At 67.4% G+C, this 19,009-nt stretch carries 16 protein-coding genes; 3 read left to right on the forward strand and 13 right to left on the reverse strand.

The features are described from left to right. Positions 1–139 precede the first annotated feature (139 nt). The 9 genes from ACFPQ5_RS12195 to ACFPQ5_RS12235 form a co-directional block, all read right to left on the reverse strand. Positions 140–1,222, reverse strand: coding sequence for a porin (locus ACFPQ5_RS12195; protein WP_379755584.1), 1,083 nt, complete (start codon positions 1,220–1,222; stop codon positions 140–142). Between the two features lie 171 nt (positions 1,223–1,393). Then, a complete protein-coding gene (locus tag ACFPQ5_RS12200; RefSeq protein ID WP_379755587.1) occupies positions 1,394–2,278 on the reverse strand; it encodes a LysR family transcriptional regulator in 885 nt (294 codons plus the stop codon). A gap of 10 nt (positions 2,279–2,288) precedes the next feature. Further along, positions 2,289–2,954, reverse strand: coding sequence for an amino acid ABC transporter permease (locus ACFPQ5_RS12205; protein WP_379755590.1), 666 nt, complete (start codon positions 2,952–2,954; stop codon positions 2,289–2,291). Next, positions 2,955–3,692, reverse strand: a complete 738-nt coding sequence (locus ACFPQ5_RS12210; RefSeq protein ID WP_379760095.1) for a transporter substrate-binding domain-containing protein — start codon at positions 3,690–3,692, stop codon at positions 2,955–2,957. A 151-nt stretch (positions 3,693–3,843) separates the two neighbouring features. Then, positions 3,844–4,263 (reverse strand): hypothetical protein, encoded by a 420-nt coding sequence (locus ACFPQ5_RS12215; RefSeq protein WP_379755594.1) that lies wholly within the window; start codon positions 4,261–4,263, stop codon positions 3,844–3,846. Between the two features lie 58 nt (positions 4,264–4,321). Continuing rightward, positions 4,322–4,792: a metallophosphoesterase family protein gene (locus ACFPQ5_RS12220; protein ID WP_379755597.1), complete on the reverse strand. Its 471-nt coding sequence runs from the start codon at positions 4,790–4,792 to the stop codon at positions 4,322–4,324. Positions 4,793–4,811: 19 nt separating this feature from the next. Further along, positions 4,812–5,102, reverse strand: a complete 291-nt coding sequence (locus tag ACFPQ5_RS12225; protein ID WP_379755600.1) for a DUF378 domain-containing protein — start codon at positions 5,100–5,102, stop codon at positions 4,812–4,814. A gap of 89 nt (positions 5,103–5,191) precedes the next feature. Then, positions 5,192–5,845 carry a YcbK family protein gene (locus ACFPQ5_RS12230; RefSeq protein WP_379755603.1) on the reverse strand — a complete coding sequence of 218 codons (654 nt, stop codon included), beginning with the start codon at positions 5,843–5,845 and terminating at the stop codon, positions 5,192–5,194. A 123-nt stretch (positions 5,846–5,968) separates the two neighbouring features. Further along, positions 5,969–6,493, reverse strand: a complete 525-nt coding sequence (locus tag ACFPQ5_RS12235) for a GNAT family N-acetyltransferase (RefSeq protein WP_379755606.1) — start codon at positions 6,491–6,493, stop codon at positions 5,969–5,971. 224 nt (positions 6,494–6,717) lie between these two features. On the opposite strand from ACFPQ5_RS12235, the gene ACFPQ5_RS12240 reads away from it, so the two are divergent. Further along, positions 6,718–7,731, forward strand: a complete 1,014-nt coding sequence (locus ACFPQ5_RS12240) for a sulfate ABC transporter substrate-binding protein (RefSeq protein WP_379755609.1) — start codon at positions 6,718–6,720, stop codon at positions 7,729–7,731. A 230-nt stretch (positions 7,732–7,961) separates the two neighbouring features. Beyond that, the gene (locus ACFPQ5_RS12245) at positions 7,962–8,948 is read left to right on the forward strand and encodes a serine hydrolase (RefSeq protein WP_379755611.1); all 987 of its coding nucleotides are present in this window, start codon (positions 7,962–7,964) and stop codon (positions 8,946–8,948) included. Positions 8,949–9,022: 74 nt separating this feature from the next. Here ACFPQ5_RS12245 and ACFPQ5_RS12250 read toward each other — a convergent pair whose 3' ends face one another. Further along, positions 9,023–9,184 (reverse strand): hypothetical protein, encoded by a 162-nt coding sequence (locus tag ACFPQ5_RS12250; protein ID WP_379755613.1) that lies wholly within the window; start codon positions 9,182–9,184, stop codon positions 9,023–9,025. A 225-nt stretch (positions 9,185–9,409) separates the two neighbouring features. On the opposite strand from ACFPQ5_RS12250, the gene ACFPQ5_RS12255 reads away from it, so the two are divergent. Beyond that, a complete protein-coding gene (locus tag ACFPQ5_RS12255) occupies positions 9,410–9,670 on the forward strand; it encodes a hypothetical protein (RefSeq protein ID WP_379755616.1) in 261 nt (86 codons plus the stop codon). 329 nt (positions 9,671–9,999) lie between these two features. On the opposite strand, the gene recD is transcribed toward ACFPQ5_RS12255, so the two are convergent. The 3 genes from recD to recC are packed head-to-tail and all read right to left on the reverse strand — an operon-like array spanning position 10,000 to position 18,976. Continuing rightward, positions 10,000–11,937: an exodeoxyribonuclease V subunit alpha gene (gene recD, locus ACFPQ5_RS12260; RefSeq protein WP_379755619.1), complete on the reverse strand. Its 1,938-nt coding sequence runs from the start codon at positions 11,935–11,937 to the stop codon at positions 10,000–10,002. Beyond that, entirely contained in the window at positions 11,934–15,581 is a 3,648-nt protein-coding gene (gene recB, locus ACFPQ5_RS12265; protein ID WP_379755622.1) for an exodeoxyribonuclease V subunit beta, read from the reverse strand. The genes recD and recB overlap by 4 nt, the downstream gene beginning before the upstream one ends. After that, a complete protein-coding gene (recC, locus tag ACFPQ5_RS12270; RefSeq protein WP_379755625.1) occupies positions 15,578–18,976 on the reverse strand; it encodes an exodeoxyribonuclease V subunit gamma in 3,399 nt (1,132 codons plus the stop codon). Before recC ends, recB begins: the two co-directional genes overlap by 4 nt. Between the last annotated feature and the right edge of the window lie 33 nt (positions 18,977–19,009).

Here is a 19,009-nt window from a genome sequence, read left to right on the forward strand (position 1 = left end):
GCCGCCGGGGCGGCGGTCAGGGCTGAACTGTCTGGTGTCTGGTGAAGGCCATCATAGGCGTGCCACGATGGCCGAACAAACCAAACACTGTCCTGATCGATCCACCCTTTGTATCGATAAGTGGAATCGTGATGCGGGATCAGAACGTGTGGCGGATGCCGAGGTTGTAGCCGGTGTCGCCGGTACCCGACTCGGTGTTGTTGGCAACCGTGTAGCCGGCGCCGTTGCGGTTGTCGATGTGGCCGTAGGCCGCGTACAGGTTGGTACGCTTCGACAGCGGATACAGGTAGCCGACGCCCCAGGCGTTGGCGTCCTGGTTGAAGGCGGTGCGGTCGTCCTTGTGCATCACCGAGGCCAGCAGCGTGCCGCCCGGGACCGGTGCGCTCAGGCCGAGCAGCACTTCGCGTCCGTCGGTCGAAGCGGTCGGCCTGACGCCGCCGTAGGGATTGTTCGGGTTGCCCAGTGGCGCCGCGTTGAAGCCCTTGTCGACGTTGAAGGCGCCGTACAGCTTGATGAATTTGAGGTCGTAGTTGGCGGCCAGCAGGGTGTTGCGGCCACGGCGTCCGCCCGGTTGCGGCGTCTCGGCGTTCTTGCTGTTGTAGGCCAGGCGTGCGTTCAGCGGACCGCGCGCGTAGCCGATGGCGCCGCCGTACTGGCGGCCGTCGGCGCTGCTGGCGCCCTCGCCCAGCGCATAGGCCAGTTCGAACCAGGCGCCGTTCACGTTCGGGAAGGCGTAGGTGATCGTATTGCTGCTGCGGACGTTCGCGCCATTGTCGGCGAAAACGTTCTTCGAGCTGCCGGCATAGCCGGTGCTGAACGGGTCGCCGACCTGGGCCAGCGCATTGTGCCAGGGCGTGTACTGGCGGCCGAGCGCGACGGCGCCGGCCTTGCCCTTCAGGCCGACCAGGGCCTGGCGGTTGAAAATCGTGTTGTTGGCGTCGAGGGTGCCGGTATCGATCTTGGCGCCGGTTTCCAGCGTGAAGAAGGCGCTCAGGCCGTTGCCGAGGTCTTCGGTGCCACGAAAGCCGATGCGCGAGGCCGAGGCCGCGCCGCTGGTGATCTTGGTGGTGCGTCCCGCCGTGCCGCCGTCCTCGACGACGAGGGCTGCGTCCATGATGCCGTAGATCGTGACGTTGGTTTGTGCCTGTGCCGCTGCCGCGCCGAGCAGTCCGAGCGCAAACAGGCCGAACTGAGGGCCGAGCTGAATACGTGCCTTCTTCATGATGGTCTCCTTTGTGGGGATGCAAGGCCGGGCGCGGTCGACGCCGCGCTTTGCCGGTGCTGCGCGTGGGCGTCAGCTTTCTTGCACTAAAACAATCATAGAGGGGGAAGGATTCAGCAACAAACCAAGCTGTGACGTGTCCGATTCACGAATTGAATGGATGAGTTCGCTTCAAACCTCGTGGAAGGTCGGCAGGATGTCGCGCTTGAAGAGCTGCAGGATGGGATTGTCGTTGTCGCGGCGCCAGGCGCAGACCATGCGCACCGGCTCGGTCTCGATGCGGCGCACGACGATGCCGTCGAAGTGCAGGCGCGTCGCGCCTTCGGCCACCAGCGCGGCGCCGATGCCGGCGTTGACCAGCGCCAGCATGGTGTGCACCTGCCCGATGTGCTCGACGATGTCGGGCACGATCCCGGCGCGTTCGAAGCGTTCGCTCAGCATCTGGTGGAAGGGCCGCGCCTCGTAGGGCGAATACATGACGAAGGGTTTGCCGTGCAGGTCGGCCAGGGTCGGCGCCAGCGGCCAGCGGTCGGCTTCGCCCTTCGGGATCGCCAGCATCAGCGCCTCGGTCGCCAGCAGCGCCGATTCGAGCTCGGCGTTCAGCGCGTGCGGACGCAGCAGGCCGAGGTCGAGCTGGCTCGCGTTCAGGCCCTCGACCTGCTCGGTGCTGACCAGTTCCTTGAGCGTGAGGACGACGCCCGGCGAGTGCTCGCGCAGGCGCCGCACGACCTCCGGCAGCAGGCTGTAGCCGGCGCCGCCCGTGAAGCCGATGGCCAGCGTGCCCTGCTCGCCCTTGGCCACGCGGCGGGCGGTGAAAGTCGCCTCTTCGGCCATGCGCAGGATGCGCGCCGCTTCGGGAAAGAAGGCCTTGCCGGCGGCCGTCAGGCGCACGACGCGGCTGTTGCGCTCGAGCAGGCGCGCGCCGACGTGGTGCTCGAGCAGGCGAATCTGGCGCGAGAGCGGCGGCTGGGTCATGTTGAGGCGCTCGGCCGCGCGGCTGAAGTGGAGTTCCTCGGCCACCGCCACGAAGCAGCGCAGCTGGCTGATTTCGAACATCGTCTTTCCTTTATCGGTGCTGGGCGTGCGGACGGTTCAGCCGGCGCTCGGCCACGCGCTGCAGCTGCTCGAACACGAGACTGAGTATCCAGTAGATCGCGGCCGCCGCCAGGTAGAGCGGCAGCGGCTGGAAGCTGGTCGCGATCGCCTCTTTCGTCGCCAGCATCAGTTCCGTCAGGGCGATCACCGACACCAGCGAGGTGTCCTTGATCAGGCTGATGAGGGTATTGCTCATCGACGGCACCGCCACCCGCAGCGCCTGCGGCAGCACCACGTGGGCCAGGGTCTGGCCGTAGCCGAGGCCGAGGCTGAAGGCGGCGCGCCATTGTCCTTGCCCGATGCTGGCGATCGCCCCGCGCAGGCTTTCCGACAGGTAGGCGCCGCTGTTCAGGGACAGGGCCAGCACCCCGGCCGTCACCGGCGTGAACTCGATGCCGACGCTGGGCAGGCCATAATAAATGACGAAGATCTGCACCAGCAGCGGCGTGCCGCGCATCGCGCTCACGTACAGGGTGGCGGGCCAGCGCAGGAAAGTCCAGGGCGCGATGCGCAGCAGCGCGACCGGCACCCCGATCGCCAGGCCGCCCACCATGGCCGCCAGCGCGAACAGCAGCGTGTAGCCGGCGCCCGTCAGCATGGTGGGCGCCGCATCGCGCAGCAAAGTCGGCAGGTCCATTCAGCGCGCCGGCCGCGAAGCATCGCTGCCGAACCAGCGGGTCGACATGCGCGCCAGGCTGCCGTCACGCTGCAGCTCGGCCAGCGCCCTGTCGACCGCCGCCTTGAACTTCGGATTGCCCTTGCGGAAAGGAATTCCCATGCGCTCGACCGCGCCCACGCGCGCGCCGGCCTTGATCGGCAGCTGCGAGTTCTTCAGGAGGTAGGCCACCATCAGGCTGTCGTTCAGGGCCGCGTCGACCCGTCCGAAGGCAAGGTCCTGCAAATTCTCGGGCGCGGCCGGATAGCTTTTCACCACGATGCCGGGCACCGCCTTGGCCTGCTGCTCGAACACGCTGCCCTGCCCCACGCCCAGGGTCTTGCCCTTGAGGTCGGCCAGGGTCTTGTACTGCAGGCTCTCGTTGCGGCGCACGATGAGTTGCGGCGACGAATAGGTATAGGGCTGGGAGAAATCGAAGGCCTGCTCGCGCTTGGGCGTGATGGCGACCTGGCTGACGATGACGTCGTACTTGCCGGCGGCGAGGCCCGCCAGGATGGCGGACCACTCGGTGCTCACGAATTCGGGCTTCAGGCCCAGCTTGGCGGATACGGCCTTGGCGACCTCAACGTCGTAGCCGGCCAGCTGGCCCGTTTTCGGGTCCTTGAAGTTAAACGGAGGATAGGTCCCTTCCATCGCGATGCGCAGGGTGCCGCGCGCCTTGACCGTGTCGAGCAGGTCGGCGGCCATTGCCGGCCCCATGCAGCCGAGCGCAAGGACGATGGCGCCGAGCCGGGCGGCGCGGCGGCGTGAATCAGAAAGGGACGGCGTGGGCTTCAAGATTGCTCTCCGTTAAAAAAGCGAATATCGCTTTTATAACCGAAAAGCGCGAGGCCCGGGCGGGAAAGCCTTCTCAGTAGGCCCGTGCGGCATTGCCCAGGCCGCCGCGCGAACCGAAGCGGTGGCCCACCACCAGGGTCGTACTGGCGACCAGGCTCGACAGGCCGATCACCAGCTGGATCAGCTTGTCGGCCGGCAGCAGCCAGTAAGAGCCGCGCGGGGGCTCGACGCCGGACGCGGCAGAGATGAGCGGCGTCACCCAGCTCGCCTCGTCGTCGACGTCGAGCTGGATCGCATCTTCATGGGTCTGCATGTAGATGTTGCCGCCTTCGGCCAGCGTGAAGCAGACGCCGTAGCCGGTTTCCTGCGGCTTGATCAGTTCCTGCAGCGCCTGGTCGTGCTCGGCGATCCAGAGTTCGACGTCCTGCGGGGTTTCGAGGTGGATCCAGGGACGGGGACGGAAGCGTGGCGGCGTATCGAGTGGAGCGGTCATCGGGTGCTGAGCGAGATCAAAAGCAAAGGAGCTATCCTACGGCATTTCCGGCGCCGCGTCAGCGCGCGTCGGGTCCCACGAGCGTGACGATGCGGGGCCGCAGCGCGCCCGCCTCGATGATCAGTTCGGCCGCCGAGATCGGCAGGCTGAAGCGGCGCCGCCCTGCGCTGCCGGGATTGATATAGAGGACACCGTCGCGCTCGATGCAGGCCGGCTTGTGCGAGTGGCCCGAGACGACGACGCGCACGCCGGCAGCAAGCGGGTCGATGTCGAGTTCCTTCAGGTCGTGGATGGCGTGCAATGCTACCGTGCCGATGCGCAGCGTGGCGCTGACGGGAATGGCGCGCGCCCAGGCTTCGCGGTCGTTGTTGCCGCGCACGACGGTGAGCGGCGCGATCTGCGCCAGGCGTTCGAGGATGGCGGCGTTGCCGATGTCGCCACCGTGGACGATGTGGTCGCAGCCGGCCAGGAAGTCCAGTGCTTCCGGACGCAGGAGTCCATGCGTGTCGGAGATCAGTCCGACGCGCACGGTCTTGTTTGCTAAGGGCTTAGTGATGGCGCTTCGCCCCGGCCATCTTCGCCGTCGTGTAGATCGAGTACAGCGCGGCCAGGCCGACCAGTACGTAGACCAGGCGCGCCGCCGGGCTGCCGGGGCCGAAGATGGTGGCGACCATGTCGACCTCAAACAGGCCGACCATGGCCCAGTTCAGGCCGCCGATGATCAGGAGCGCCATCGCCAGGTAATCGAGTGCCGACATGGCCGAGCGGCCGCCTTCGCGCATGGCGCTGCGGCGCTCGGTTCCCATGCGGCGATCCATCGGTGCGTTCATCGTTGCCATCGCGTTCTCCTTCGCAAGATCATTCGGGATCGGACTCCGTGGATCTTACGATAGCAAAAAGCGGCGCGATGATGGCGCCCGCAAGCCTATCAACCTTTCCAGGTGCGGTTCAGGCCGGTATCGGCATGGATCCAGCCGCCCTTCGGACCGGAGCGGTAATAGTAGCCGACGCCGCCCTGGCGGAAGCTGCGAATCAGGCCGCCCAGCACTTCCTCGTTCAGGCTGGCGATGCGGATGTCGGCCGCCTTGCCCGACATGTGCAGCGACTTGCGCGCGGCCGGGATGCCCTGCTCCAGCAGGCGCGCGTTCGAGGCCGGCGTGCGGTAGCCGGACAGGATCTCGAGCGGCTGTTCCATGCCGTAGCGGGCGATGAAGGCTTGGGTGCCCCACAGCATTTCGAGCAGCTTGGGATCGATGGGCGCGGTCTCGCGGCCGTTGACGTCGCGCAGCAGGTGGCACAGTTGCTGGTAGGCGGAATCGATGACTTCGCCGTCCTTCCAGTACAGCACCTTGGCGCGCTCGCCGCTTTGCGGACGCGTCACAGACAGGGTGCGCGGCTTGACCCAGAAGTCGAGGTCGAGCAGCTGGGCGTCGAACAGGTCGGGAGGCGGCGTCAGGTCGGCCGGCGCCGCTTGCGGAGCGGCATTGGCCTGGCCAATCAGCGTCGGCGCCACGGTCGTGGCCAATGCGCCGAGGGCGGACAGGCGCATGCCTTGTTGAAGGAATTCTCTACGGGAAGACATAAAGCACTCATCTTTGCGAAGCCCGTACTATAGCCTAAGGAGATCTTGCACAAAAGACGTAGTTTGTTGCTAAATGCCCGCAATTAAGGATGAGTTAAGTTTCTGGCAAGCGGAAGCAGCGTTTTATTCACTGCAGTTGCAGAAACGCTTGCGGGCGGCGGCACCAGCGGCCGGATCGGCATCCAGCTTCTTCCACATCAGGCTGCATTCGAGGCCGAAGCAGGATTTTTCGATGCCGGCGTTGGCATAGCCGTGGCGTTCGTAAAAGCTGGCGCAGCTTTCCGGGCTGTGCAGGTGCAGCTTGCGGATCTCCCAGGCGCGCGCCTGGTCCTCGACAGCGGCCAGCAGGGCACGGCCGACGCCGCTGCGCAGGGCGCCCGGCTCGACATAGCACAGGGCCAGCTTGCCGGCCTGGGTCAGCAGCGCCAGCCCCAGCAGCTCCCCGTCGCGCTCGGCGACGATGGCGTGGTTGCTGGGGGAGCCGAACCAGGCGGCGACGGTGGCCGGCGTCTTGTTGCCCAACCAGGCGTCGAGTACCTCGGGCCGGCCGCGGTGGTCAGGTTCGCAGACCTCCTCGATCGAACGGCGCAGCAGTGCGCAGGCAGCAGCGGCGTCGGTGGGGGCTGCTTTGCGAATATCGATACCCATGAACTTCTATCCAGTATTCCGTAAAAACTGTTGTCTCTTGCTCTACTGCACGTTTTTTGACGTGCGCGGCGATGTGCGGACTATACACCGAAAGCCGCAGAGCTTGCCGAAGCCATGCATACCTCGCGTCGCTTCTAAGCATATGACTATTCTGTTCTTCCGTTTTTCTCCGAATAAATGGAACATCCACGCTGTTCCCATTGTATTGAAAGAGCGAGAAAAATATGCCACATACCCAAGTCCGTTCCCTGCGCCGCTGGATCCTCGCGCTGGCCGTCGGTGCAGCGCTGCCTATGTCGGCAAGCGCCGCGAACGTCGAGCTGCTGAACGTCTCCTACGACGTGGCGCGCGAATTGTACAAGGACGTCAACCCGGCCTTCATCGAGAGCTGGAAAAAGAGCAGCGGCGAAACCGTCACGATCAAGCAGTCGCACGGCGGCTCGAGCAAGCAGGCGCGCGCCGTGGCCGACGGCCTGGAAGCGTCGGTCGTGACCATGAACCAGGCCAACGACATCGACATGCTGGCCGACCGCGGCCTCGTGACCAAGGACTGGGCCAAGAAGTTCCCGAACAACGCGGCGCCCTACTACTCGACCATGGTATTCCTGGTCCGCAAGGGCAACCCGAAGGGCATCAAGAATTGGGACGACCTGGCCAAGCCGGGCGTGCAGGTCATCATCCCGAACCCGAAGACCGCCGGCAACGGCCGCTACACCTATCTCGCGGCCTGGGGCTCGGTCCTGAAGAAGGGCGGCAACGAGGCGCAGGCGCGTGAGCTGGTCGGCAAGATCTTCAAGAACGTACCGATCCTGGACGCCGGCGGCCGCGCGGCGACCACCACCTTCACCCAGCGCCAGATCGGCGACGCCCTGGTTACTTTTGAAAACGAAGTGAGCATGGTGCGCGCCGAGTTCGGCGACAACTTCGAAGTCGTGTATCCGACCGTCTCGATCCTGGCCGAATCGCCGGTGGCCGTGGTCGATAAAGTCGTCGACCGCCGTAATGTGCGCAAGCAGGCCACCGCCTACCTGAACTTCCTGTACACCCCGGCGGGCCAGGAAATCGGTGCCAAGCACTACCTGCGCGTGCGTAACGAAGCGGTGATGAAAAAGTTCGCCGGCAACTACAAGCCGATCACCCTGTTCTCGGTCGATGAGCTGTTCGGCGGCTGGCGTAATGCCCAGAAACGCCACTTCGACGACGGCGGCGAGTTCGACAAGATCTACCAGGCGAAGTAAACACAGAAGCCGCATTCCGTATTTATCCAAACAACGGAATTGTCGCTCCACAAAGGCCCTGCAACAACGCAGGGCCTTTTTTTGTCACGAAATAGTACAGATGGGGCTCGTTTTTGCTTGTGCGCCATAGACATGCGGAAATGCGAATGCTAACCTTCATTCTTTGGTGTGCCCTGAAGCAATACTACGCGCTGCCCTCCCCTGGCCAACCTGACACCTACCCGACACCCATGATGAAAAAACTGTTCGCCGCCGTCCTGTTGTCGATCTCGTCTGCTGCCGCAATCGCGGTGCCCTTCGGTTCGCAATCGGTGCTGGTGGTTGAAGACGACACCGGCAAGGTATTGCTGGAAAAGAATGCCGGCGCAGTCGTGCCGATCGCCTCACTGACCAAGCTGATGACCGCGATGGTCATCCTCGACGCCAAACAGGATATGAACGAGCTGATCGAGATCGACCGCAGCGACGTCGATACCCTCAAGCACAGCAGCTCGCGCGTGCCGGTCGGCGCCAACATCCCGCGCGGCGACGTGCTGCAGCTGGCCCTGATGTCCTCGGACAACCGCGCCGCCGCCGCCCTGGGCCGCACCTATCCGGGCGGCTTGCCGGCATTCAAGGCCGCCGTGCGCCGCAAGATCGCCGCCCTCGGCATGAGCCATACCGTGATCGAAGAGCCGACCGGCCTGTCGCCGAACAACCGCTCGACCGCGGCCGACCTGGTCAAGATGGCCCAGGCCGCTTCCCAGTACAAGGAAATCACCGACCGCACCACCGACGCCAAGAACCTGGTCAGCATCAACAGCCGCGAAGTCGAGTTCCACAACACCAACCGCCTGGTCGGCGCCAAAGGCTGGGACATCGGCCTGTCGAAGACCGGCTACATCCAGGAAGCGGGCCGCTGCCTGATCATGAGCATCAAGGCCGGCGGCAAGAACGCGACCATGGTGCTGCTGAACGCTGGCGCGTCCTCGGCCCGTATCCTCGACGCCCTGAACATCCGCCGCTTCATGACCGGCGACGAAGCGCAGCCTGCCCGCGTCGCGCGCGTCGCCCGCATTTCGCGCGCGGGCGGCCCGATCAAGGCCAGTGCCCGCGCCCCGCGCATCAAGACCAGCGCGCCTGCCCTGCGCGCCAAGTCTAAAGGCGGCGTGCGCGCCAAGGCCAAGGTCGTGCCGACCAAGAAGAAGGCTGTGGTGGTGCGCAAGCGCCGCAATTGATACAAGCCGCCGTCTGGCGGCCGAGTGAATAAAAAAGCCCCGCATTGCGGGGCTTTTGTTTATCTGCTGCGTGCTTACAGCGGCGGCAGCGCGCCGTCCGCGTACGGGGCGCCCGAGAGCTCGAAGGCGCGGCGCAGCTCGGCGCCGACCTTGCGCAGCCAGGCCTTGAAGCCGGCCTTGAAGCCGGCCTTGCCTGGCGTTGCGGTGGTGCTCGGGGTGGCGGTCATCGTGGTCATCTGGGCTCCTGTGTATTCGTTGGCGTTCTTCAATGATGAAAGCTTACGCGGCGTTGAGATATAAATCCAATTTTGGTTTCGGATTGTCGACATAAGCGTTCTCGATATCTATGATCCGGCTCATCATTACTACAAGGGAACAGGTATCACGGGACTGTATATGCTGCGCGACAGCTGCGTGCCCCGGCCGGTAGAATGCGGGACATTCCATGAGGACCTCCCACGATGAAAAAGACCGACCTTGCCAAGAGCGACGCCAAGAAGATCATGAACCAGATGGCGCGCGGCCCCGCCTTCGGCAGCGGCGCCGCGCCGGCGGTCGACAAGCGCGAACAGCGTGAACGCGACCGGGCGCTTGGCCTGGTGCCGTTTGCCGTGAAGCTCAATGGCGACCTGGTGGCGCGGCTGCAGGTGCTGGCAAAAGAGCGCGGCGTCGACATGAACCAGCTCGTCGATGAACTCATCCGCAAGGGGCTCGGAGAGTAAGGTCACGCTCGTGGGCCACGCGATGTAGGGTGGAGCGGGCGGCGAACCGCTCCCGACTCCACGCGGTGCAACGGTCGAGCAATCGAAACGCAAGCTCGGTAACGCGTGGACTCGGGAGTCCACCCTACGTTACTTGGAGAGTAAAGGCGGGGCCCGCGTACTACGAATTGTAGGGTGGGCACTCTGTGCCCACGCGGTACGGCGCTGGCTCACCCGAACCATGACATCGTGCGGCAAGATTGAATCGTCCGGGCGATGGTTTCGTCCGTGGAGCGCAAGCACCGTACCGCGTGGGCACGGAGTGCCCACCCTACGAAACCCAAAGCGATCTAGCGCTCGATCAGATGCCGCAAGCCACTCGCCCGGTGCGTTCTCCGCGCCACCGCTTCCGCCAGCACCGAGCCGTTCGGCGTCACCAGCGTGAACCGGGCGCTGGCGCGCGTGATGCCGGTGTAAACCAGCTCGCGCGTGAGGATGCCGTGGCGGTCTTCGGGCAGCACCAGCACGGTGTGGCGGAACTCCGAGCCCTGCGATTTGTGCACCGTCATCGCATACGCCGTCTCGACGCTGCGCAGGCGCGTGGCGAGCACGCTGCGGACCTCGTCGCCTTCGAGGAAGTAGACGCGCAGCGAACCGGGACGGGCCGGATCGGCGAGCGTCAGGCCGATGTCGCCGTTGAAGACGCGGGTGCCGTAGTCGTTGCGGGTCACCATCACGGGACGCCCGACATACCACTCGCCGGCGCGGCGCAGCAGGCCGGCCGTCTGCAGGCTGGCCTCGATCGCCGTGTTCAGGCCCGACACACCCCACTCGCCCTCGCGCACCGCACACAGGATGCGGAAGGCTTCGAAGCGCTGCAGCACCGCGCGTACCCAGTCCTCGTGCGCGCCTGACGGTCCTTCACGCAGCAGTTCCAAATAAGGCTGGTAGCCGGTCAAGGCCAGGCTCACCACCTGGTGCTGGTGGGCGCCGTCGATCCAACCCAGCGCACCCTCGCTCTCGCCACGCAGCACGGCTTCGGCGGCGTTCGCATCGCCCGCGTTCACGCTGAGCGCCAACTGGCCGATCGGACCGCCGAAACGGCGGCTATGGCGCAGCATCACGGTCTGCTGGGCCAGCGGCCCGGCGCCGCCCAGGTATTCGGGCGGCAGCTCCTCGCCGCTCGCCTCGAGCACGTAGGCAGCCGTATCGAGGCTGTAGCCGCCGGCCTGGGCGTCGTGGCACAGGTCGCCCAGCACGGCGCCCGCCTCCACCGAGGCCAGTTGATCCTTGTCGCCCAGCAGGATCAGGGTCGCGCCCGGGGGCAGCGCGTCGAGCAGGCTGGCCATCATCTCCAGGTGCACCATCGAGGCTTCGTCGACGATCAGGACATCGACGTCGAGCGGGTTGCCGGCATGGTGGGCAAAGGCGCGGCTGTCGGGACGCGCGCCCAGTAAACTGTGCAGGGTACGCGCGGCGCCCATGCGGCCGGTCAGTTCGCGCAGCGGCAGCGCGTCGCCGACACGATCGGCCAGGTCGGTGAGCGCCTTGTCGATCGACTGTTTCAAGCGCGCGGCTGCCTTGCCGGTCGGCGCGGCCAGGGCGATGCGCTGCTGCTCCGCACTCGGCGCGGTCGCGAACAGCAGCGCCAGCAGGCGAGCCACCGTATAGGTTTTACCGGTACCCGGGCCGCCGGTGATGATCGCGACCGAGCCGCGCAGGGCCACCGCGCAGGCCAGCTTCTGCCAGTCCGGTTTCTGCTCGGCGCGCTGCGAGGCGAACAAGAGGTCGAGCCAGCTGCGGACGCCCTGCGACTCGACCGGCCGCGTCGCCGCGGCGCGCGCGCGGATGCTGTTGGCGACCAGGGTCTCGTCGCGCCAGTAGCGACGCAGGTAGAGGCGCTCGCCGTCGAAGACCAGCGGCGCGCCGAAGTCGAATTCCCCGACCTGCCACACTTCCTCGCAGGCGGCCAGCTGCGCGGCCCATGCCCTGGCGTTCTTGGGGAGCGGCGCCACCGTCCCGGCCAGCCCCTGCCACCCCTCCTTCGTCCAGCCCAGCAGGCCGGCCGGATCGTGGGCCAGGTCGGCGATCTGCAGGCAGCTGTGGCCATGCCCTTCGAGTTCGGACAGCACCAGCGCCGCCAGCAGCACAGGCGGCGCGACGGGTCCTAACGAGTCGACGAAGCGGGCGAACGCCAGCGACAGGCGGCGCAGCTCGCCGGCGTCGACCAGGCGCGCCGCTTCTTCCCACAAAGCCGCGGGCGACGTCATCATGGCATTGGACTTCATGCCGTCCTCCCCAGCAGCTGGTCCAGGCCGTCGAGCAGTTCGACGTCCGGTTCGAGCAGGCAGCAGCCGTGCGTCGAGGTGTTGGCGATCCCGCGCAGGAACAGGAACACGGCGCCGCCAAGCTGGCGGGCCGGATCGTACTCCTCGCCGAGCCGGCTCTTGAGCAGGCGGTGCAGCGCCAGCATGTAGATCGCGCCCTGGATGTCGTAGCGGTGGCCGGCCATGCCCTCTTCCATCGCGCGTTTCGTGTAGGCCGCGTCGTTGGCCCCGAGCGCGTTCGACTTGTAGTCGAGCACCCAGTACTTGCCCTCGTGTTCGAACACGAGGTCGGCGAAGCCCTTGAGCATGCCGTGCAATTCCCGCTCCGGCAGCGTCGGACGCGCGGCCTTGCCCAGCAGGCGCCGGCGGCAGAGGCGGTCGAGCGCGGACAGGTCCAGGCCCTCGCTCGGGAACCAGAATTCCATCTCCGGCACCGTGTTCGACAGTTCGCTCAGGCTGGCGCCGATCGGCGGCAATCGCGTCGCCGCGACCAGGCGCAGCCAGGCCAGCGCATCCTCCATGCGGTGGCCCCAGCCGGCGCGCTCGATGCGCTGTCCAAGGCGGGTGTCGAAGTTCGGATCGTCGATCAGGTCGAAGCCTTCCTGCCCCATCCATTCGAGCTGCTCGTGCAGGAAGTTGCCCGGCACCGAGCCGCGCGGGAAGCGGTGCCAGGGCGCGTCCTCGACCCTCGGCGCCGGCGCCGGCTCCTCGTCTTCCAGCAGGGTTTCCTCGGCCGCGCGCATCGGCGGCGCCGTCGTGTGGCGCGTGATCGAGGTGAAGGAGCCGACCGTCCAGTTGCGCTCGAAGTCGGCCCCGAAGGGCGCCGCCTCCACCAGCGCGGGCCGCTCCTCGACCCGGTCGAGCATGGTGCAGCCGTCCAGCGGATCGAGCGTGTGCAGTTCGATGCCGGCGCAATTGCCGCGCAGGCCGGCCAGGCGTTCGCGCAGCACGGTCGCCGGCACCGGTTCGCCGCCGCTGAGCAGGTAGCCGAGCGCCGATTCGTGCAGCAGGTTCTCGTTCTTCTTGCGGCTCGCCACCGCCGCCACGCCCAGCCACAGGAAGTGGCGCGCGCGCGTCAGGGCCACGTACAGCAGGCGCAGGTCTTCTTCCAGGCGCGCCCGGTCCACCGCCTGCAGCGCTTCGTCCGACAAGGCGAGATCGATGCGGCGCCCGCCGTCCTCGTCGACGTACTCGAAGAAGCTGCGGTTGCGCCTGTCGGTCTTGCGCGCGGTGACGGCAAAGGGCAAATACACCAGCGGGTATTCCAGGCCCTTCGACTTGTGTACGGTGATGACTTTCACCAGCTCGGCATCGCTTTCCAGGCGCAGCACGCGCTCGTCGCCGCCTTCGCCCAGGCCCTCGACCTGTTCGGCGAACCAGCGGATCAGGGCCTGCTCGCCGTCGAGCTGGGTGCTGGCTTCCTGCAGCAGTTCGGCCAGGTGCAGCAGATTGGTCAGCCGGCGCTCGCCGCCGGGTTCGCGCAGCAGGCGCGCCGGTAGGCCGAGTTCGTGGATGAAGCGGCGCAGCATGGCCAGCACGCCCTGGCGCTGCCAGGTCGCGTGCAGGGCTTTCAGCTGCTCGACCCGTTCTTCCCACACGGTTTCGTCGCCCGACAAGCGGGCCAGTTCGCCCAGCGGCAGGTCGGCCGTGCGCGTGGCCAGGGCCGCGCGCGCCAGCGTGCCGTCCAGGGGACTGGCGACCGCGTACAGCCAGCGCAGCATGTCCTGCGCCTCCTCGCTCTCGACCACCGAATCCTTGTCGGAGAGGTAGACGCTGGCCACCTTGCGCCGCGCCAGCGCCTGGCGGATCGCCGCCGCCTCGCGCCGGTCGCGCACCAGCACCGCGATGTCGGCCGGCTGCAGGCGCTTGAAGCGTCCGCCCAGGTTCTCGGGATCGGGCTCGGCGAAGCCGACCTGCGGATCGTTCAGCAGCGCGACGATGTGCTCGGCGCAGTGATTCGCGAAGAAGCTGCGGTACTCCTCGGCCTTCATCTCTTCCTGCGCGCTGGTGCACATCGCCAGCGCCTGGTAGGGGCCGTCGACGCCGACCAGGTGCGCGCCGCGCCCGGCCGCGCGCACCGATTCGAAAGGCAGCGGATTGATGTTCCCGCGCCGGAAACGGAAGGCGCCGGCCGCGTGGCCCGGATGCTCGCCATGCCCTTCGGCGTGGCGGAACAGCTGGTTCACCGCATCGACCAGGGCCGCGGTCGAACGGTAGTTGGTGCCGAGCTGGTAGTGGCGGCCCTCGGTCGCGCGGCGCGCCGCCAGGTAGCTGTGGATGTCGGCACCGCGGAAACCGTAGATCGACTGCTTGGGGTCGCCGATCAGGAACAGGCCCTGGGCAGGATCGTTGTCCTCGACCCGGTACAGCAGGTTGAAGATGCGGTACTGGTCGGGAGAAGTGTCCTGGAATTCGTCGATCAGCGCCACCGGATACTGGTTCACGATGCGCTGGCGCAGGGCCTCGCCGTTGACGCCTTCCAGCGCTTCCTTCAGGCGCGCCAGCATGTCGGCAAAGCCGAACTGGCGCTTGCGCGCCTTCAGTTCCATCATGCGCTGCGCGATGTGGCCGGCCGCGTGGCGCAGCAGCGCATGCGAGAGCGGCGCGATCTTCGACACGGCCTCGCGCAGGTCGTCCGTGCAACCGAAGCACTCCGGCACCACGGCATGGAAGTCCTTGCCGAAGGCGTCTTCCAGGCCGTGCGGGCTCAGGCGCTTCCAGGCCGTCTCGTTCAGGTCGGGCGAGACCTGTGCCGGGTCGCCGGCCCAGGTGCGCAGCGCCTCGAACCACTTCGGCACCGAATCGACGCGCATCTTGCTGCCGTTGAAGGCCTTCGGATTGCGCTCGCGGTGGCCGGCGATCCAGCGTTCCATCTCGTTGGCGCGCTCGAACCAGCCTTCCTTCAGTTGGGCCAGCTCCGCCTGCAGGCTGCGCTGCACGCGCGTGACCAGCTGCACCAATGGTTCCGGATCGGGCATGCCGAGCGTGGCCGTGCGGCCCACCAGGTCGCGCACCGCGCCCTTCATCGCCTCGACGTCGCGCCAGCAGCCGAGCACCGCGGCCAGCGCCCCGCTATCGAGCGGATACACGTGCTGGCGCCAGTAATCGTGGGCGGCGTCTTCGAACAGCGCGCGCTCGTCGCTGACCAGTTCCTCGTCGAACAGGCTGCCGCTGTCGAAGGCGTGCTCGCGCAGCATGCGCTGGCACCAGGCGTCGATGGTGAAGATCGCCGCCTCGTCCATGGTCTCCGCCGCGAGCACCAGGCGATGCGCGGCGACCTGGCGCTCGGATTCCGTGTCATAGCTGCTCGCCAGCGCTTCCAGGTAAGGATCGGACTCCTTGCCCTCGCCGCGGAAATAGGCGGCGGCGCCGACCAGGCGTTCGCGCACCCGGTTGGCCAGCTCGCGCGTGGCGGCGCGCGTAAACGTCATCACCAGGATCTGCGACGGCAGCAGCGGCTGGGCGAACGCGTCGGCGCCGCCGTGGTCCAGCACCAGGCGCAGATACAGCGCGGCGATGGTCCAGGTTTTGCCGGTGCCGGCGCTGGCCTCGATCAGGCGCGAGCCGTGCAGCGGGAAGCTGAGGGCGTCGAGCAGCTGGCTCATTGCTCGCCTCCGGCATGCGGCGTCACCTGGATGTGCTGACGGAGCCAGGTTGCCAGGCCTCCGTACAGGGCATCGGCCAGATCCGGCCAGCCACCGGCCGCGACCAGCAGCGAGAACTCCGGCCACAGGCGCGCGAGACAGGGTTCGCGTTCGACTTCGCCCGCGATCTCGTAGCCGCCGTCGTAGGCCGCGCGCGGGTCGCCTTCGGCGAGGTAAGCCAGCGCGGTCCTGGCCGCGACCGGCAGCGGCGCGTTCAGGTTGTGGCGCCACAGTTCGGCCAGCTCCTTCAGCTGCGCCAGCGACAGTTCGCGTTCGATCGGCGCCATGGTGACCACCGCGTCGCGCGCGACCAGGTAGCCGGTCACCGCAGCGCCGGCGGCGCTGGCCGCGAGCTGGCGCAGCCAGGGATCGATCAATTTATCGCCGCGCGGCGCGCCGGATTTATCCAGCACTTTGGAGGAGATCTGCATCAGCCAGGCCGTGCGCTCGCCGTCGCTGCGCAGACGGTCGATCCAGTCTTCCAGCACCAGGCCGTCCAGGTCCAGCGTAACCGCCAGCTTCGGCGCCGCCTGCGGGAAGCGCCGGCCCAGTTCCAGCCAGGCGCGCCGCACCGGCACCAGGCCGTCGACCAGCTGCTGCTGCCACTGGCGGCCGACCAGGCCGATCGGCAGCACCCCTTCGCGCGCCAGGCGTTCGGCGCGCACGTTCAGGGTCTGCCGCACTTCGTCGGGTTCCTCGGCCGTGCCCGAATCGTCGAGCAGACTGTCTTCCAAAAAGTAGCGGTCAAGCGCGTCGAGCGAGAACGGTTCCTCGTCCTCGCCCAGCACTTCGGCCGCGTTGAAGATGACGCCCAGGCGGCGCCGGAAGAAGTAGCGCGAGGGCTGTTTCAGGAAGCTGGCCAGCTCGGACAGCTTCAGGCGGAAGTCGGGTTCCAGTTCGTACGGCGGCAAGGCGTCTGCGTCTTCCGCACGTTCGCTCTCGCCGTGCGCGGTGCGCCATTCGCGCGCATAGGTCAGCAGCCCGCCTTCCTCGAAATAGCGGCGGCTGAAGGGCTGCAGCGCGTGTTCGGTCGTGATGTCCGCGAGGTCCAGGTCCCAGCCGGCGTGCAGATAGTCGCGCAACTGCGCCACCAGCACCGAGGCCGGCTGCTCGCTGTTGTCGCGCACGTTGCGGCCGACCCAGCTGACGTAGAGCCGGTCGCGCGCGGCGAGTAAAGCTTCCAGCATCAGGTAGCGGTCGTCGTCGCGGCGCGAGCGGTCGCCCGGGCGGCTCATGCCCGGCAGCGCGAGCAGGTCGAAATCGTTCTGCGGCGAGCGGCGCGGGAAGTCGCCGTCGTTCATGCCGAGGAGGCAGACCGCGCGGAAGGGCACGGCGCGCATCGGCATCAGGGTGCAGAAGGTGACGCCGCCCGAGACGAACTGGTGGTTCAGGGTCGGCTGGTCGATCTGGCCGAGCCAGGCTTCGCGCAGCACGGCGAGCGGCACCGGCTCGTCGAAGCCGCCCGCTTCCGTCATCTCCATCCAGCAGTTCAGGGCTTCGTTCAGCTGGGCCAGGGTGATGCGGTCGTTCTCTTCGCGGCCGTCGAAGAAGGCGGCCAGCAGGGCGCGCGCCTGCACGCCCCACTCCGCCGGGGTGCGCGCCTGTGCCAGGCGCGCGCGCCAGTCCAGCAGGCTTTCGACGAACTGGGCCAGCGAGCCGGCCAGCGCGGCATCGAGCCCGCCGACTTCGGCGTAGGGCTCGATATCGCCGAAGCGTGCGCCGGCGCCGCTGGCGTAACCGAGCAGCATGCGCCGCACGCCGAAAATCCAGGCGTTCTGTTCGCCCGCCGCGCCCAGGCCCAGGCCGGCGCGGTGCTCGCGGTCCAGGCCCCAGCGCACGCCGGCGCCGTCGATCCAGGCGCCGAGGGTATGCAGATCGTCTTCGCGCAGGCCGAAGCGCGTGGCGACCGCCGGCACGTCGAGCAGGTCGCGGATCTCGCTCTGGCGGCAGCGCTGCTGCGGCAGGCGCAGCAGCCACTCCAGCGCCACCAGCAGGGGATTCACGCTGCGGTCGCGCGTGTCGCCGATCTCGAACGGGATGTGGCGCGGGTCGCTGCGCTTGTGCTGGTCGAAGACGGCGTGGATCGCGGCCGAGAAGCTGTCGATGTCCGGCACCATGACGACGATATCGCGCGGACGCAGCGTCGGGTCTTCTTCGAACCAGGACAGCAGCTGGTCGTGCAGCACCTCGACTTCGCGCTGGGTGCTGTGCGTGACGTGGAAGGCGATCGACTGGTCTTCGATCGGCGGCGGCAGGTGCGGATGCTCGGACAAAGGCAGCAGGTCGCGCACGGCGGCCTGCACCTGCTGCAGCAGGGTCTCGCCCTCGCCGTCGGAGAACAGGTCCACGCGCAGCTTGGCGATGCCGGCGACTTCCGGACGCCCTGCTTCGTTGTCGAATTCGTCGAGCATGCGCACGAAGTCGCGCCCCTGGCGGCCCCAGCTCGCCAGCAGCGGATGGCTGTGCGCGTGCAGTTCCTCGATCGGCAGCGTGGCCAGGTCGACGCCGCCGCGCGCCGGCTGGCGTTTATGGGCGGCCCTCAGGAGTTCGCGCCCCTCGATGATGTCGCCCCAGTAGAACTGGCAGGGATTCGGCACCGCCAGCAGCACCTGCGTGTGGCGCGAGAGCGCGGCGATCGCCTGCAGGGTCTGGTACGGCAGGGCCGACATCCCGAACAGCACCACGCGGCGCGGCAGGCGCCCGCTGGGCGGGTCGCCCGACAGCACCTTGGCCACGAAGACTTCGTGGATCGCGGCGCGCCCGGTACCACGCTGCATCGGCGGCACGCTTTCGTGCACGGCGCGCCACAGGCGTGCCTGCCAGCGCTGGTCCTGGGCGAGCGGTACCGGGTCGCCGCCGGCGCGGCGCAGCTGGTCACGCCCGATTTCCCAGTCGGTCAGCCAGTCGGCGCGGTAGACCTGGTACTGGTCGTAGAGGTCGGCCAGGCGCTCGGCCAGCTGCAGGCGCCGTTCCGGGCAGCCGTCGCCGAGGAAGTGGCTCAAAGGCGCGAACACGGGTTCGTCCAGCAGCGCGGGCAGCAGGCGCATCAGGCGCCAGGTCAGCGGATCGCGGTCGAAGGGAGAACGGGCGGGCACCCGCTCGCGTCCCAGCATGGCGCGGTAGGCCTCCCACAGGAAGCGGCCCGGCAGCGCCACGCGGGTCGCGGCGCAGACCCCGAGCTCCTCGGCCAGCGCGATTTTCAGCCACTCGGCGAAGCCGTTCGACTGCACCAGGATGGTTTCCTGCTCCAGCGGCCCGAGCGGATGCCCGCGCAGCCAGTCGAAGACGGCGGCGCGCAGCATTTCCATCTGGTTGCCGTGCAAAATCAGCAAGCCGGGCGTGATCGTGGAGGACATTGGGAGGCGGTGCGGTCGTTTGGGCGGTTCAAG

Source organism: Massilia suwonensis (assembly GCF_042655665.1).
GTDB classification, from domain to species: Bacteria; Pseudomonadota; Gammaproteobacteria; order Burkholderiales; family Burkholderiaceae_D; genus Telluria; species Telluria suwonensis.